The organism is Nonomuraea sp. NPDC049684 (assembly GCF_044465345.1).
GTDB lineage: Bacteria > Actinomycetota > Actinomycetes > Streptosporangiales > Streptosporangiaceae > Nonomuraea.
This window is the reverse complement of the sequence record NZ_JBITLO010000004.1, coordinates 386,509-401,377: the sequence shown is the minus strand read 5'-3', so window position 1 is coordinate 401,377 and position 14,869 is coordinate 386,509. Positions and strand designations below refer to the sequence as shown.

14 protein-coding genes are annotated in these 14,869 nt (G+C 73.7%); 9 read left to right on the top strand and 5 right to left on the bottom strand.

The features are described from left to right. Window positions 1-17 precede the first annotated feature (17 nt). The gene (locus ACIBST_RS15870) at window positions 18-638 is read right to left on the bottom strand and encodes an L-threonylcarbamoyladenylate synthase (RefSeq protein ID WP_397172254.1); all 621 of its coding nucleotides are present in this window, start codon (window positions 636-638) and stop codon (window positions 18-20) included. Between the two features lie 74 nt (window positions 639-712). Continuing rightward, complete coding sequence (locus tag ACIBST_RS15865) at window positions 713-1,489, bottom strand: hypothetical protein (RefSeq protein ID WP_397172253.1); 777 nt, start codon at window positions 1,487-1,489, stop codon at window positions 713-715. A gap of 226 nt (window positions 1,490-1,715) precedes the next feature. Here ACIBST_RS15865 and ACIBST_RS15860 point away from each other — a divergent pair, with 226 nt between their 5' ends. From ACIBST_RS15860 to ACIBST_RS15840, 5 genes are all read left to right on the top strand, one after another. Continuing rightward, the gene (locus ACIBST_RS15860) at window positions 1,716-2,342 is read left to right on the top strand and encodes a hypothetical protein (protein WP_397172252.1); all 627 of its coding nucleotides are present in this window, start codon (window positions 1,716-1,718) and stop codon (window positions 2,340-2,342) included. Window positions 2,343-2,433: 91 nt separating this feature from the next. Continuing rightward, the gene (locus ACIBST_RS15855) at window positions 2,434-4,188 is read left to right on the top strand and encodes an ATP-binding protein (protein ID WP_397172251.1); all 1,755 of its coding nucleotides are present in this window, start codon (window positions 2,434-2,436) and stop codon (window positions 4,186-4,188) included. Window positions 4,189-4,198: 10 nt separating this feature from the next. Continuing rightward, on the top strand, window positions 4,199-5,338 hold the full coding sequence (locus ACIBST_RS15850; RefSeq protein ID WP_352352034.1) for an exonuclease SbcCD subunit D: 1,140 nt from the start codon (window positions 4,199-4,201) through the stop codon (window positions 5,336-5,338). Then, window positions 5,338-7,758 carry an AAA family ATPase gene (locus tag ACIBST_RS15845; protein ID WP_397172249.1) on the top strand — a complete coding sequence of 807 codons (2,421 nt, stop codon included), beginning with the start codon at window positions 5,338-5,340 and terminating at the stop codon, window positions 7,756-7,758. The genes ACIBST_RS15850 and ACIBST_RS15845 overlap by 1 nt, the downstream gene beginning before the upstream one ends. Further along, on the top strand, window positions 7,755-8,702 hold the full coding sequence (locus ACIBST_RS15840) for a hypothetical protein (protein ID WP_397172248.1): 948 nt from the start codon (window positions 7,755-7,757) through the stop codon (window positions 8,700-8,702). The genes ACIBST_RS15845 and ACIBST_RS15840 overlap by 4 nt, the downstream gene beginning before the upstream one ends. A gap of 5 nt (window positions 8,703-8,707) precedes the next feature. Here ACIBST_RS15840 and ACIBST_RS15835 read toward each other — a convergent pair whose 3' ends face one another. Both ACIBST_RS15835 and ACIBST_RS15830 read right to left on the bottom strand, forming a co-directional pair. After that, window positions 8,708-9,895 carry a sensor histidine kinase gene (locus ACIBST_RS15835; protein WP_397172246.1) on the bottom strand — a complete coding sequence of 396 codons (1,188 nt, stop codon included), beginning with the start codon at window positions 9,893-9,895 and terminating at the stop codon, window positions 8,708-8,710. Continuing rightward, window positions 9,892-10,548, bottom strand: coding sequence for a response regulator transcription factor (locus ACIBST_RS15830; RefSeq protein ID WP_397172245.1), 657 nt, complete (start codon window positions 10,546-10,548; stop codon window positions 9,892-9,894). Before ACIBST_RS15830 ends, ACIBST_RS15835 begins: the two co-directional genes overlap by 4 nt. A gap of 134 nt (window positions 10,549-10,682) precedes the next feature. On the opposite strand from ACIBST_RS15830, the gene ACIBST_RS15825 reads away from it, so the two are divergent. From ACIBST_RS15825 to ACIBST_RS15810, 4 genes are read left to right on the top strand one after another with little or no spacing between them, the layout of a single operon-like run. Next, on the top strand, window positions 10,683-11,198 hold the full coding sequence (locus ACIBST_RS15825) for a hypothetical protein (RefSeq protein WP_397172243.1): 516 nt from the start codon (window positions 10,683-10,685) through the stop codon (window positions 11,196-11,198). Continuing rightward, window positions 11,198-12,328 (top strand): efflux RND transporter periplasmic adaptor subunit, encoded by a 1,131-nt coding sequence (locus tag ACIBST_RS15820; protein ID WP_397172241.1) that lies wholly within the window; start codon window positions 11,198-11,200, stop codon window positions 12,326-12,328. Before ACIBST_RS15825 ends, ACIBST_RS15820 begins: the two co-directional genes overlap by 1 nt. A 59-nt stretch (window positions 12,329-12,387) precedes the next feature. Next, window positions 12,388-13,140, top strand: coding sequence for an ABC transporter ATP-binding protein (locus tag ACIBST_RS15815; protein ID WP_397172586.1), 753 nt, complete (start codon window positions 12,388-12,390; stop codon window positions 13,138-13,140). Further along, window positions 13,140-14,354, top strand: coding sequence for an ABC transporter permease (locus ACIBST_RS15810; protein ID WP_397172239.1), 1,215 nt, complete (start codon window positions 13,140-13,142; stop codon window positions 14,352-14,354). Before ACIBST_RS15815 ends, ACIBST_RS15810 begins: the two co-directional genes overlap by 1 nt. Here ACIBST_RS15810 and ACIBST_RS15805 read toward each other — a convergent pair. Further along, window positions 14,297-14,833 (bottom strand): hypothetical protein, encoded by a 537-nt coding sequence (locus tag ACIBST_RS15805; protein WP_397172237.1) that lies wholly within the window; start codon window positions 14,831-14,833, stop codon window positions 14,297-14,299. The two genes, ACIBST_RS15810 and ACIBST_RS15805, sit on opposite strands and share 58 nt — an antisense overlap. Window positions 14,834-14,869 lie beyond the last annotated feature (36 nt).

Here is a 14,869-nt window from a genome sequence, read left to right as displayed (position 1 = left end):
TGGCCGGCCGGGCGGGCCTATTCGAAGAGGGACGGGTCTCCGGTGCCGCGACGGAGGATCTCGGGCTCGTCCTGCGAGAGGTCCACGACGGTCGTCGGCGTGGCGCCGCATTCCCCCGAGTCGATGACGGCGTCCACCATGTGGTCGAGGCTCTCCTTGATCTCCCAGCCCTGCGTCGAGGGCTCGCTCTCGCCGGGCAGGATCAGCGTGCTCGACACCAGCGGTTCGCCGAGCTCGGCCAGCAGCGCCTGGGTGACGACGTGATCGGGGATCCGGACGCCGACGGTCTTCTTCCGGGGATGCAGCAACCGCCGCGGCACCTCCTTGGTCGCCGGCAGGATGAACGTGTACCCGCCCGGAGTCGCCGCCTTGACCAGCCGGAACACCGCGTTGCTCACATGAACGAACTGGCCGAACTGCGCGAAGTCCTTGCAGACCAGGGTGAAGTGGTGATCGCTGCCGAGGTGCCGGATCTCTCTGATCCGGTCGAGGCCGTCCTTGTTGCCCAGCCGGCACCCCAGCGCGTAGCACGAGTCCGTCGGGTACGCGATCAGCCCGTCGGCATGCAGGGTCTCGACCACCTGGCCGATCAGGCGAGGCTGGGGGTTGTCAGGGTGCACGTCGAAGTACTTGGCCACGCATCGGATCATAGGAGCACGTACCTCCACGCATGACACGTGGCCCTTGCGGCCGGGTGCCGGGCGCGGATCGGCTACGGCCGGGACGGGCGGCGCAGGCGTAAGCCGGTGAGGGCGGCGGCCAGGACCAGCGACCCGGCCAGCACCAGCGCCCGCCCGTCGGGGCCCGCCTCGCCCCCGCCGCCCGTGTTCGCGCCGCCCGTCGGCATGGCGGCAGGCGTGTCCTCGGAGGTCTCGTCCGGAGGCGTGGCGTCCGTGTCCGTGGTGTCCGTGGTGTCCCTGGTGTCCGTGGTGTCCATGGTGCTCGGGGTGCTCGGGGTGTTCGGGACGGCGCCGGCGGCGGTGACGGTCAGGGGGTACGACGTCGGCGCGTCCTTGTCCTGGAGCTCGCACTCGATCAGGCGTTTCTGCGGGGTCGGCCCGAAGTTGACCGACGCGGGCCGGACCGTGCCCGTCCCCGGATGCCGGGGCGTGGTCCGCAGCTCGACCGTTTCCCGGGGCAGGGGGATGACCGCCCCGGGGACGATCAGGCCGGGGCTGCCGACGCCCATCGCCGAGGTCAGCCGGTCGATCCCGCTGACGGCGGCGTAGGCGTAGAGCTTGACCTCGCCGTCCAGGCCGGTGGCGGGGGCGCGGAGCTCGGCGCCCTCGACGTACGAGCCGCGCCAGCCGATGGTCATCTGCCGGTCCACGGAGGCGGTGGCGGGCACGGTGAGCGTGATGTCCATCTTGACGATCTGCGTCTCGTTCGTACCGGTGGTCTTGCAGGTGTACGCCGCCACCGTGCCGCTCTCGGGCGCGGGCGTGGCGAACAGCAGGACGGCCAAGGGCAGGATCAGTGGCAGGCGCACGACGTTCTTCCCTTTGTGACGGATGTGACACAGAAGGGACGGCGGACGCCTGCGGCAGGTTGACCGGACCGTCCACATCCGGACAACGCGCGCTGTGGGGAGCCGGTTCTGTCGGACCCGGGTGGTATCCATGGCTCCCATCAAGATGATCACGCTGGACGGCGGAGGCCCCGGGCTCTCGTGGAGAACGCGCAACTGAAGGTAATCGGTCTGCAACAATTCGTGCATGGCGATGTTGCGGTCAGTCAATGGCCTGCCCCACCACGGGTGCGGCGAGCTCGGGCGGGTGGCTCACGGCGCGCTGACCGGCCCCTCGGAGTCGGCCGGCTGGCCGAGGCTGTTCCTCGGCTACAACACCCTCCCCGACCCGCCGTTCCCGCTGGTCGGCTACCTGCAGTACGAGCTGGCTCCGCCGGCGGGCGAGCTCGACCTGCCCGCGTTGCTGCGCACGATGGCCGAGTCGATGCGGGCCCAGCCCGTGCCGCCCGAGACGGCCTTCGACGAGTCCCGGCGGCGGGTGGCGACGGCGATGCGGGTCGACGCGATGGTGGTCGTCGCGCCCGCGCCTGCCCTAGCGCCGGCGGAGGGCCAGGCCGCGTGGCGACCTCCAGCGCACCGGGAGGGGCCGCGCAGGCCCGCCGCGGCGCACCGGGACGGCGCGTGGGAGCCGGCCGCGGCCCTGGCGGTCGACCGGGAGGGCGCGCGGGTGCTGCTGGTGGCGGGGCGGAGCGCCGAGGGCGGCCGCCTCGGGCCGAGGCAGTCGGCGCAGCAGGCCGACCCCGCGCTGGCCGGCCTGCTGGGCGAGGTTCTCGACGCCCAGTTCGCCTGGACCAAGGCGGCCTTCGCGCTCTGACGCGGCGCGGCGAAGGCGGCAATGAGCCGGACGCATCCCCGGCCCCCGACTACTCTCCTTTGGAAGGGCATGTCTGGTGGTGGAGGGATTCGTGACGGTCAACGGGGCTGCGAGCCGCGAGACGTCTCCTGCGGCGTTGGCGGCCGGTGAGGCGGTCGGGCGGGTCCTGGGCACCCAGGCCGCCTCGCCGCTGTCGTTCTGGGTCGGCCTGGAGCCCGGCAAGGTGCTGCAGCTCGACGACGTCGTGGTCACCAGGCGCGACGTGCCCGGCCACGGCCCGGTGCTGGTCGCCGGCGTGGTGACCACGGTCGAGGCCAGGCACGAGGGCGCCGCCTACGACTCCGACGTGTTCCTCATCGCCGAGGGCGCGCTGCCCGCCGCCGTGGTCGAGGTGGCCGAGGTGCGGGTGACCAGGGTCGAGCCCGAGGTGTTCGTGCCGCCGCTGCCGGGCGCCAAGGTGTTCCTGGCCGGGGCCGGCGACCGCGACCAGGCGCTCTACTTCGACGTGATGGACCGCCGGGTGCCCATGGGCATGGGCCGCGACGGCCTGCCGCTCTACGTCAACTTCGACTTCCTCGACGGCACCCGCGGCGCGCACGTGTCGATCTCCGGCGTCTCCGGCGTGGCCACCAAGACGTCCTTCGCCACGTTCCTGCTCTACTCGATCTTCAACTCGGGCGTGCTCGACGCCGAGTCGGCCAACACCAAGGCCCTGATCTTCTCCGTCAAGGGCGAGGACCTGCTCTTCCTCGACCACGACAACGTGCGACTCGACGAGCAGGCGCGGGCCGCGTACGCCCGGCTCGGGCTGCCCGCCCAGCCGTTCGGCAGCGTGCACGTGTTCGCGCCGCCGCGGCCCGGCGACCCCAACGGCGTGCCGCACGTCTCCGCCCGCACCCAGGGCGTCAGCTCGTTCTACTGGACGCTGGTCGAGCTGTGCGAGGAGGAGCTGCTGCGGTTCGTCTTCGCCGACGCCGACGACGAGCGCGCCGGCTACTCCCTGCTGGTGGGCCAGGTGGCGGCCCGGCTGAAGTCGTGGGCCGAGCCGGTCGGCGACGGCGGCGCGGTCATGATCAGGGGCACCGCCTGCCGCACCTTCGGCGACCTGGTCGAGCTGCTGTCCGACCAGTTGCAGGACGAGGCCACCCGCATCGAGTGGACCGGCGCCCAGACCCCGCTCGGCACGGTCAACGCCTTCCTGCGCAGGCTGCGCAGCGCGGTCAAGCCGCTGTCCCCGATCGTCCGCGGCGACCTGCCGTTCTTCCGGGCCCACTCGGTGCGCACGTCCGACGCCCAGGTCACCATCGTCGACCTGCACAACCTGCCCGAACGCGCCCAGCGGTTCGTGGTGGGCGTCGTGCTGCGCGGCGAGTTCCACCGCAAGGAGACCTCGGGCACGGCCAAGCCGCTGCTGTTCGTGGTGCTCGACGAGCTGAACAAGTACGCGCCGCGCGAGGGCGACTCGCCGATCAAGGAGATCCTGCTCGACGTGGCCGAGCGCGGCCGGTCGCTCGGCGTGATCCTCATCGGCGCCCAGCAGACCGCCTCCGAGGTCGAGCGCCGCATCGTCTCCAACAGCGCCGTGCGCGTCGCCGGCCGCCTCGACCCGGCCGAGGCCGCCCGCTCCGAGTACGGCTGGCTGCCCCCGGCCGTCCGGGAACGCGCCACGATCGCCAAACCGGGCACCATGCTCGTCGCCCAGCCGGAGATCCCGGTGCCGCTGGCCGTCGCCTTCCCGTTCCCCGCCTGGGCGACCCGGCCGGCCGAGGCGGCGTCGCGGGTCAGCCCGTCGGCCGACCCGTTCCAGGGGTTGCCGGGCGTCGAAGACGACATTCCGCCGTTCTGAAGGGAGCTCGGTGAAATTCCTGCACACCGCGGACTGGCACGTGGGCAAGGTGCTCAAGGGCCGCTCCCGCATGGACGAGCACCGGGCCGTGCTGCGCGAGCTGGTCGCGGCGGCCCGCACCCACGACGTCGACGCGGTCGTGGTGGCCGGCGACCTGTTCGACACCTCGGCCCCGACGCCCGAGGCGCAGTCGCTGGTGCTCAACGCGCTCATGGCGCTGCGCGGCGACGGCCGTGACGTGGTCGTGCTGGCCGGCAACCACGACAACCCGCAGCTCTTCGAGGTCTACCGGCCGGTGCTGGGCAAGCTCGGCATGCACGTGGTGGGCGTCTTCCGCCGTCCCGACGCGGGCGGCACGCTGGCCTTCACCGCGCGCTCGGGGGAGCCGGTGCGGCTGGGCGTGCTGCCGTTCCTGTCCCACCGCTACGTCGTACGCGCCGCGGAGGTGCTCACCGGCACCACCGCCGACCACAACCGCGACTACGCCACCCGCATCTCCGAGCTGGTCGGCGCGCTGACCGCGGGCTTCCAGAGCGACACCGTCAACCTGATCACCACGCACGGCACCCTGCCGGGCGGCGCGTTCGGCGGCGGCGAGCGCGAGGCCCAGTCGATCTTCTCCTACTACTTCGAGTCCAACGCCTTCCCGGTCTCCACCCAGTACGCCGCGCTCGGCCACCTGCACCGCAGGCAGCAGATCCCCGGCCCGTGCCCGATCTGGTACAGCGGCTCGCCGCTGGCCGTCGACTTCGGCGAGGAGGGCAACACGCCGGGCGCGCTGCTGGTGGAGGTCACGCCGGGGCGGCCCGCGGTGGTGCGGGAGCTGACGTTCGCCTCGGCGCGCCGGCTGCGCACCGTGCGCGGCACGCTGGAGCAGCTGGAGGGCCTGGAGGCGGGCGACGACTGGCTCAAGGTGATCGTGGAGGAGAAGCCCCGCGTCGGCCTGTCCGACCAGGTGCGCGACCTGCTGCCCGGCTCGGTCGACGTCGTCCTCGACGAGCGGTTCCGGCCGGTGCCCGCGGTGCGCCGGGCGGGGTCGGCCGCGCGCAGCCCGCGCGAGCTGTTCCGCGAGTACCTGACCGCGACCGGCCGCCACGACGACCAGGTCGCCGCCCTGTTCGACCGGCTCTACGACGAGGTGACCGGCTGATGCGTCCCCTGCTGCTGCACCTCGACCACTTCGGCAGTTTCCGCGAGCCGGCCACCGTCGACTTCTCCGACACCGAGTACTTCGCCCTGGTCGGCCCGACCGGCGCCGGCAAGAGCACGATCATCGACGCCATCTGCTTCGCCCTGTACGGCACCGTCCCGCGCTGGGGCAAGGAGAACGTCATCGCCCACGCCCTGGCGCCGTCGGCGAGTTCGGGCAAGGTGGCGCTGGTGTTCGAGAGCGACCGGCGGCGCTACGGCGTGGTCCGCTCGCTGGTCCGCGACGCCAAGGGGACCGTCCGCACCAAAGAGGCCAGGATCGACGAGCTCGACCCGGCGGCGCCGCTCGACGCGGCGTACGAGATGGTGCTGAAGCCGCTCGCCGAGGGCGAGAACGTCACGCCCGAGGTGCAGCGGGTGACGGGCCTGGAGTACAAGTTCTTCACCCAGTGCGTGGTGCTGCCGCAGGGGCGGTTCGCCGAGTTCCTGCACGCCGCGCCGCGCGAGCGCCAGGACCTGCTGGTGCAGCTCCTCGACGCCGACGTCTACGAGCTGATCAGGCAGCGGGCCGCCCGCGACGAGGAGGCCGCGCGCAACGCCGCCGCCTTCGCCCGCGACCAGCTCGCCAAGCTGGCCGGCGCGTCCGACGAGGCCGAACGGGAGCTGGCCGACCGGCTGGCCGCGCTGCGCCGGCTGGCCGGCACCATCGACACCGACCTCGACCTGCTGCGCTCCCGCGAGGCCGACATCGGGCGGGCCGAGCAGGAACGCGCGTCCGTGGCCGAGCGGCAGTCGGCGCTGGCCGCGCTGCGCATGCCGCCCGCGGTGCCGACGCTGGCCTCGGCCCGCCGCGAGGCCGCCGACGCGGTCGCCGCGCTGGAGGCCGAGGCGGCGTCCGTGGAGGCCGACGAGCACGAGGCGTTCGAGGCGCTGGCCGCGCTCGGCGACCGCGCCGAGCCGGTGGCCGCGCTGGCCGCGCTCGACGCCCGCGAGCGCCTCACCGCCCAGGCCGCCGACGCCCGGAAGGCGGCGGCCGAGGCCGCCACGGCGCTGGAACGCCTCACGCCCGCGGTCGCCGACGCCGAACGCGCGCTGGCCGACGCCGAGCACGAGCGCGAACGGCTGCGCGACGCCCACACCGCGGCCGGTCTGAGCCACCGGCTGGCCGTGGGGGAGCCGTGCCCGCTCTGCCTGCGCCCGCTCGCCGAGCTGCCCCACCACGAGACGCCTGCCGATCTCGGCGCCGCCGACCGCGCCCTGGCCGCCGCCCGCGACCACGCGGCCCGTGGCCGGGCGGCCCTCGCCAAGGCCGAGACGTCGGCGTCGATGCTGGCCACGCAGGCGGGCAGGCTCGACGCCGAGCTGGCCGGGCTGCCCGCCCCCGGCGACCGCAACGAGATCGAAGGCCGCCTGGCCGCCATCGCCAAGGCCGAGGCCCTGGCCACCGAGGCCCGTACGGCCGTGCGCAACGCGCGCAAGAAGCTCGAACGCGCCCGTACCGCCGCCGAACAGGTCGAACGGCAGGCCGAGAGCGCCTGGCAGACCCTCGCGGCCACCCGCGACCGGCTGCTCGTGCTCGCGCCCACCGGCGACGCCCCGCCGCCGCTCACCCGCGACGACCTCCACCGCGCCTGGACCGAGCTGCTCGGCTGGCGCGACCGGGCCGCCGAGGCCGCCCGCGCCGCCCTGGCCGAGCGCGAGCAGGAGCTCGCCCAGGCCACCGCCCGGCTCGCCGCCGAACGCCACCGGCTGACCGAACGCCTGGCCGAGCACGGCGTCACCGTCCCGCGCAACGCCACCCCCGACCAGCTCGGCGCGGCCGTCGCCGGCGCGGTCGCGCGGGCCGACGGCGCCCTCGAACGGGTCCGCGAGGAACGCAGGCGCGCCGCCGAGCTGGAGACCGCCGTCGCGGAGAAGGATCACGAGGCCAAGGTCGCCCACGAGCTGGCGCTGCGCCTGCGGGCCAACGCCTTCGAGCGGTGGCTGTGCGCCGAGGCGCTGGCCGTGCTGGTCGCCGCGGCGTCCGAGACGCTGATGGAGCTGTCCGACGGCCAGTACGAGCTGGCGCTGGGCGAGCGCACCGGCGACATCGAGGTCATCGACCACGGCGAGGCCGGCCTGCGGCGCAGCGCCCGCACGCTGTCCGGCGGCGAGACCTTCCAGGCCGCGCTGTCCCTGGCCCTGGCCCTGTCGGGGGCCGTCGCCAGAGGGCTCGACTCGATCTTCCTGGACGAGGGCTTCGGCACCCTCGACCCGGCCACCCTCGACACCGTCGCCACCACCCTCGAACGCCTGGCCGCCGGTCAGGAGCGCATGATCGGCGTCGTCACCCACGTCCCGGCGCTGGCCGACCGGGTGCCCGCGCGCTTCGAGGTGCTGCGCGACGCGAAGGGCTCGCACGTGCGCAAGGTGGGGCCGTGAACCAGGGCTTCACCGTCGACCCCTGGGACCCGGGTTACGCCGCCGCCATCGCCGTGGAGGCCCTGTCCGAGCTGGGCGCCACCAGCGCCGAGCTGGTCCTCGACATCGAGTGGCCGGCCGCCGACTGGAAGCCGGTCGCGCCGGGGCCCGGCGCCGCCGCCCCCGAGACGCTGCTGGTCGCCGACGGGGTGCGCCGGATCGACGCCCGCGTGTGGGTGCACGATCCCGACCTGCCGATGCCCGTCCCGGGGATCGCCGCCTCCTACGCCGCCGGGATCGTCCGCTGCGGGCGCGAGGGGGCCGAGCTGGCCGCGATCGAGGTCAACAGGACGCTGATCTCCGCCTCGCCGTACGCGCCGGAGGTCAAGACCGCACACGCCTCCTACCTGCCGAACAAGGCCGCCGACTCCAGCTTCGAGGAGCTGTCGCTCGCCCTGCAACGCCAGGTCACCCAGCTGGAGGTGGACCTCGCGGTCCGCCACCGGTCGCTGGGCGACGACCTGCTGCTGGTGGACGGCCCGCTGCGGGGGCGCACCCACCTGCCGCGCACGGTCGGCTACATCAAGACGCACCACGCGGCGTACCTGCCGCAGCCGCAGTCGGCCGTGGTGGCCGCGCTCACGCCGGGGCAGCGCACGCCGGTGTTCCTCATGGGCACGAGCTGGCGCCGGCACGCCTGGTACCTGCGGCTGCCGGTCCAGTCCACGGCGCCGTGGGCGGGGATCGCCCGCTGCGAGGCCAGCGCCGAGCTCGATCCCGCGCAGGTCGTCGAGCTGGCCGACGCCGTCACGCTGGCCCTGCCGGCGCTGGCCGGGGTCGACTACAAGGACCCGCGCGCCCCCCAGAACCTGGTCCCGATCGGCGGCCTGGAGAAGCTGCTCCGCCACCACCTGGGCGACCCGCGCCTGCTCTACCGCTCGCTGCGCACGGCCGCCCACCAGTAGCCGGGTCAGCCGGCCGGGAGGGTGGCGGTGACCACCAGGCCGCCGCCCTCGCGCGGGCGGGCCGTCACGTCGCCTCCGTGCGCGACGGCGACCGAGCGCACGATCGACAGCCCGAGCCCCGCGCTCATCCCGGTGACCACCCGTTCGGCGCCGTGCCGGTGGAACGGCTTGAACAGCAGCGGCACGTCGTACGGGGGCACGGTCGGCCCGCTGTTGGCCACCTCCACCTCGGCGAGCCCGCCGGGCGCCGTCCGGCTCACCACCCGGACCCATCCGCCGCTGCCGATGTTGTGCCGGATGCCGTTCTCGACCAGGTTGTGCACCAACCGTTCGAGCAGCAGCGCGTCGCCCGCGGTCGGGGCGGGCCCTGCCTCCTCCTTCACGACGACGTTCGCCTCCTCGGCGGCGCGGGCGGTCTGGGCGACCACGTGCGAGACGATGTCGGCCAGGTCCACCGGCGAGCGGTCGGCGATCTCCTGCTCGGAGCGGGCCAGCAGCAGCAGGCCCGAGATCAGCCGCTCGTGGCGGGCGTTGATCTGCAGCAGGCTCTCGCCCAGCTCCTTGACGTCGTCGGAGGCCGTACGCCGGTGCATCGCCAGCTCCACCAGGGCCCGGTTGAGCGTCAGGGGCGTGCGCAGCTCGTGGGAGGCGTTCGCGACGAACCTGCGCTGGCCGTCGAAGGAGTGGTCGAGCCGCTCCACCATCGTGTCGAACGTGTCGGCCAGCGTCTTGACCTCGTCAGGGGGGCCGCCCAGCGCGATGCGCTCGTGCAGGCCGCGTTCGGCCATGGGGGCGGCGGCGATCCTGCGCGCGGCCTCGGTCACCAGGTGCAGCGGGGCCAGCACGCGTCCGGCCACCACCCAGCCGAGCCCGATGGCGGTCCCGCACACCACGACGAGCGCGATCGCGCCCTGGGTGAGCAGCGAGGTCACGGCGGCCTCCCGCACCCCTTCCTCCTGCTGCCGCATCCAGTTGACGGCGGCGGGGCCGACCAGCTCGACGCCGTCCTGCTTGAGGAAGATCACGTTCTTGCGGATGCCGTCACTGGTCACGAACCGGTTCTCGAAGGACTGCGCGAGCTGCTGGTTGAACAGCAGGTACGTGACGCCCAGCAGGGCCAGCCCCGCCACCAGGAACAGGGCGCCGTACACGAGGGTGAGGCGCAGCCTGAGAGTGGGATGGGGCAGCTTCATGCGATCCGGTACCCCACTCCCGGCACCGTCTCCACCACCGGCGGGTCGGCCAGCTTGCGGCGCAGCTTGAGTATCGTCAGCCGCACCGCGCCGGTGAACGGGTCGGCGTGCTCGTCCCACGCCTTCTCCAGCAGGTGCTCGGCCGAGACGACCGTGCCCTGCGCCCGCATCAGCTCGGCCAGGACGGCGAACTCCTTCTTCGACAGCGGCACGAACCGCCCGTTCCTGAACACCTCCCGGCGCCCGGGGTCGAGCGTGATCCCGGCCCGGCGCAGCACCGGGGGAGTGGCCGGGCGCGAGCGCCGTCCCAGCGCCAGGACGCGCGCGGCCAGCTCGGGGAAGGCGAACGGCTTGGACAGGTAGTCGTCGGCGCCGATGGACAGCCCGCTGACCCGGTCGTCGAGCTGGGCGGCGGCCGTGAGCATCAGCACCCGCGCGTCGGACTCGGAGGCGACCAGCTCCCTGCACACGTCGTCGCCGTGCACGCGCGGCAGGTCGCGGTCCAGGACGACCACGTCGTAGTCGTTGACCGCGATCCGCTCCAGCGCCGCCGCGCCGTCGTGCGCGAGATCGACCGCGTGGGTCTCGTCGCGCAGCCATTCGGCGATCGCGCCGGCGAGCACGCGCCCGTCCTCCACCACCAGCACCCGCATCGCGCACCTCCGGCTTGATTCTTGCGCGGCCGGCATTTGATCCGGATAAGCCGGAGACGGAAACGCTGGGGAAACACCTCCGCGTATTGCATCTCCCCTCGTAAGGCCACCGGCTTTTCGACGGAGGAGAAATCATGCGAGGACGATCCCTCATGGCGCTGGCCGCGGCCGCGCTGTTCCTGACGGCGTGCGGCGCCCAGGAAGGCGGATCGGACGTGGCGTCGGTGACCGGCACCGGCGCCAAGCCGACGGCCGGCGCCACGGCCACCGCCGACCGCAACGCGCAGGCCGTGAAGTACACCACCTGCCTGCGCGAACAGGGCCTGGACATCGCCGACCCCGGCCCGGACGGCCGGCTCCAGATGAAGTTCGACAAGGGCTCCGGCGGACCGGAGAAGGTCCACAAGGCCATGGAGGCATGCAAGGCGCTCCAGCCCCCGGGCATGAACCTGGGCAAGGGCGGCGACCCCAAGCAGGCCGAGGACATGCGCAAGCAGGCGCAGTGCATGCGGGACAACGGCGTGGAGGCGTTCCCCGACCCCGAGGGCGGCATGGTGCGCATCACGCCCGAGGTCGGCGAGGACCCCGACTTCAAGGCCGCGCAGGAGAAGTGCCGGATGAACATCGGCGGAGGACAGGGGGGTTCTTGATGGGCACGGCCGCCATCGACGAGAAGGCCGACCCGGACGCCCCTTCCCCCCGCGCCCGCCGCCGCGGCGGCGGGCGGACGGTCCTCGCCCTGGTGGGGGTGGCCGCCGTCGCGGGGGCGGCGGTCCTGGCGGTCAACCCCGGCGGGGTGCTGGACGGCGGCGCCGCCCCGTCCGCGTCGGCCGGCGCGCTGCCCCCGGCCACCACCCCGGTCACCCGCCAGACGCTCAACGACACCAGGGACGCCGACGGCGAGCTCGGCTACGGCCCGGTCACCACGGCCATGGCCAGGAAGCCCGGCACCCTCACCTGGCTCCCCGACAGCGGCGACCGGATCACCCGCGGCCGGTCCCTGTACCGCCTGGACAACAAGCCGGTCATGCTCCTGTACGGCACCACCCCCGCCTACCGCGACCTGCGGATCGGCAGCGAGGGCAAGGACGTGCGGAACCTGGAGCGCAACCTGCGCGAACTGGGCTACGACGGCTTCACCGTGGACGACGAGTACACCTACGACACCGCCCAGGCGGTGCGGGAGTGGCAGGAGGACCGCGGCCTCGACGAGACCGGCGTGGTCGAGCTGGGACGGGTCGTCTTCGCCCCCGGCAAGGTCCGGGTGGAGAGCCTGGAGGCGGAGCAGGGCCAGCCCACCGCCCCCGGCCAGAAGATCCTCACCTACACGGGCACGAAGAAGGTCGTCACCGCCGAACTGGCCGCAGAGGACCAGCGGATGGCCAGGAAGGGCGCCAAGGTCTCGGTCACGATGCCGGACGGCAAGGACGTGACCGGCCGGATCACCGAGATGGCCACGATCATCAAGCCCGGCGACGGGCAGAACGCCGACCCGGAGACCCGCCTGGAGGTGCAGGTCTCGCTGGGGAACGCCAAGGCGGCCAAGGGGCTGGACCGGGCGGCGGTGAAGGTGACGTTCACCGCCGACCGGCGGAGGGGCGTGCTGACCGTGCCGGTGTCGGCGCTGGTCGCGTTGCGGGAGGGCGGGTTCGGGGTGGAGGTGGTGGAGGGCGGCCGGTCGCGGTACGTCGCCGTGCGGACCGGGTTGTTCGCCGGTGGCCGCGTCGAGATCTCCGGCGACGGGCTCACCGACGGCATGACAGTGGGAATCCCGCAATGACGTACGCTGCGAACCCCTCAGAACGCCCCACGGGCCGGGTCGCGGACGCCGGGCGGGCCATGATCGTGCTGACCGGCGTGTCCAGGAGCTATCCCGGTGGGGTGGCCGCGCTGGACTCGGTGTCGCTGGAGGTCCGGCACGGCGAACTGGTCGCCATCGTCGGCCCGTCGGGCTCGGGCAAGTCCACGATGCTCAACATCGTCGGCACGCTCGACCGCCCGTCGGCGGGCCGCGTCGAGATCGACGGCCACGACGTCTCCAAGCTGTCGGACAACCAGCTCTCGGCCCTGCGCGCGACCACGATCGGCTTCGTCTTCCAGCACTTCCACCTGGCCGCCAAGGTCACCGCCCTGGACAACGTGGCCGACGGCCTGATCTACACCGGCCTGCCCCTGGCCGAACGCCGCCGCCGGGCCGGGACGGCGCTGCGCCGCGTCGGTCTCGGGCACCGCGTCGACCACGAGCCGCACGAGCTGTCCGGCGGCGAGCGGCAGCGCGTGGCCATCGCCAGGGCGGTGGCCGGCGACCCGCCGCTGCTGCTGGCCGACGAGCCCACCGGCGCGCTGGACTCGGTGTCGGGCGCCGGCGTGATGGACCTGCTGCACGAGCTGAACGGGAGCGGCACCACCATCGTGATCATCACCCACGACCGGGAGATCGCCGCCGGCCTGCCCCGCCAGGTCAGCATGCGGGACGGCCGGATCGTCTCCGACTCCGGCCAGAGCTCAGCGCGCGACCGGCAGCGGGCCGGGAACGGCGAGGAGGACGGTGGCCGGTGCGTGCGCGAGCCCGTCGAATCCGAGGTGGCGTGATGGCGACCCTGGAGCGTCCCAGGCTCTCACCGGCCAGGATGCGCCCGCGCGACGTGCTGCGCGTGGGCGCGGTCGGCCTGCGTACGCGCCCGCTGCGGGCGTTCCTGTCGGCGCTCGGCATCGCGATCGGCATCGCCGCGATGATCGGCGTGGTCGGGATCTCGTCCTCCTCCAGCGCCGAGCTGGACCGTACGCTGTCCGCGCTGGGCACGAACCTGCTCACCGTCTCCTCCGGCACCACGCTCATGGGCGAGGCGGCCCAGATGCCGATGGACGCCGAGGCGATGATCGAGCGCATCGGCCCGGTGGAGTCGGTGTCGTCCACGGGCAAGGTGGCCGCGGCCAAGGTCTACCGGAGCGAGGAGATCCCGGCGCCCCAGACCAACGGCCTGGTCACCATCGCCGCCCGCCTCGACCTGCTGCCGACCGTGGGCGCGACGGTCCGCCGCGGCGCCTGGCTCAACGCGGCCACCGAACGCTACCCGGCCGTCGTGCTCGGCTCGGCCGCCGCCCAGCGGCTCGGCATCGGCACGGTCACCCCCGACACGCAGGTGGTGATCGGCGGCATCCGGTTCACGGTGGTCGGGCTGCTCGACCCGGTGCCCCTGGCCGAGGAGCTGAACAGCGCGGCCCTGGTCGGCTGGCCGGTCGCGGAGTCCAGGCTGGACTTCGACGGGCATCCGACCACGCTCTACACCCGCTCGCAGGAGGCGCGGCTGGAGGACGTGCGGTCGGTCCTGGCCGGCACGGCCAACCCCGAGGCGCCCAACGAGGTGGACGTCTCCCGCCCGTCCGACGCGCTGGCCGCCAAGCAGGCGACCAGCCAGGCCTTCGCCGGGCTGCTGCTCGGCGTCGGGGCGGTGGCGCTGCTCGTGGGCGGCGTCGGCGTGGCCAACACGATGGTCATCTCGGTGCTGGAGCGCCGCGCGGAGATCGGCCTGCGCCGGTCGCTCGGCGCGACGCGCGGCCAGATCCGCACCCAGTTCCTCGCCGAGTCGCTGCTGCTGTCCGCGCTGGGCGGCGCGGGCGGGATCCTGCTGGGGGCCGGCGTCACCGCCGGCTACGCCTTGTCCCGCGGGTGGCCGGCCGTGGTGCCCGCGTGGGCGACCGTCGGGGGCCTGGCGGCCACGCTGCTCATCGGCGCGGTGGCGGGGCTCTACCCGGCCGTGCGCGCCTCCCGGCTGTCGCCGACGGAGGCGCTGTCGGCGCCCTGAGACAGGCGCTCGGAGGAGGGTGGGGCGGCCTCGGGGGCGGGGGAGTAGCAGGTCGTCCTGCCGACGATCCTGACGTTCGGCCCCTCGAGCACGGTGAGCTCGAACGTCAGGTTCGTCCGGGGGTTGCGCACGACGGAGACGACCGGGGTCTCGTCACGCAGGTCGAGATCCTCGACGATCTGGTCGTAGCCCATGTCCTGGAGGGTGTGCAGCAGGCCGTCGGGGGCGTCGGCGGCCTCGCCCTCGGCCCGGACGAGCCGGCGCACCTGGCCGGGCACGCACGAGCGGTCTTCGGTCTCGTCGGAGCGGCCGGCCGGCGACACGTGCAGCGCGGCGCTGGTGAGCAGGGTGTCGGTGTCGGCGGTGAGCTGCCTGGCCGCCTCCTCGAAGGAGGACTGGCGGCCGGAGGTACAGGCTGCCGCGACCGCGACACATAACAGCACCGCGGACATCACGACCGAGCGACCAGCCAGGCGCACGTTGGGACGATATCGGAGATCAATTCCGCGCGCAGC

What these genes read in the sequence shown, in the direction of transcription:
- ACIBST_RS15860 (WP_397172252.1), top strand. Translation starts at nt 1,716, where the DNA reads ATGGCGATGTTGCGGTCAGTCAATGGCCTGCCCCACCACGGGTGCGGC.
- ACIBST_RS15845 (WP_397172249.1), top strand. Translation starts at nt 5,338, where the DNA reads ATGCGTCCCCTGCTGCTGCACCTCGACCACTTCGGCAGTTTCCGCGAG.
- ACIBST_RS15835 (WP_397172246.1), bottom strand. Translation starts at nt 9,895, where the DNA reads ATGAAGCTGCCCCATCCCACTCTCAGGCTGCGCCTCACCCTCGTGTAC.
- ACIBST_RS15830 (WP_397172245.1), bottom strand. Translation starts at nt 10,548, where the DNA reads ATGCGGGTGCTGGTGGTGGAGGACGGGCGCGTGCTCGCCGGCGCGATC.
- ACIBST_RS15825 (WP_397172243.1), top strand. Translation starts at nt 10,683, where the DNA reads ATGCGAGGACGATCCCTCATGGCGCTGGCCGCGGCCGCGCTGTTCCTG.
- ACIBST_RS15820 (WP_397172241.1), top strand. Translation starts at nt 11,198, where the DNA reads ATGGGCACGGCCGCCATCGACGAGAAGGCCGACCCGGACGCCCCTTCC.
- ACIBST_RS15815 (WP_397172586.1), top strand. Translation starts at nt 12,388, where the DNA reads ATGATCGTGCTGACCGGCGTGTCCAGGAGCTATCCCGGTGGGGTGGCC.
- ACIBST_RS15810 (WP_397172239.1), top strand. Translation starts at nt 13,140, where the DNA reads ATGGCGACCCTGGAGCGTCCCAGGCTCTCACCGGCCAGGATGCGCCCG.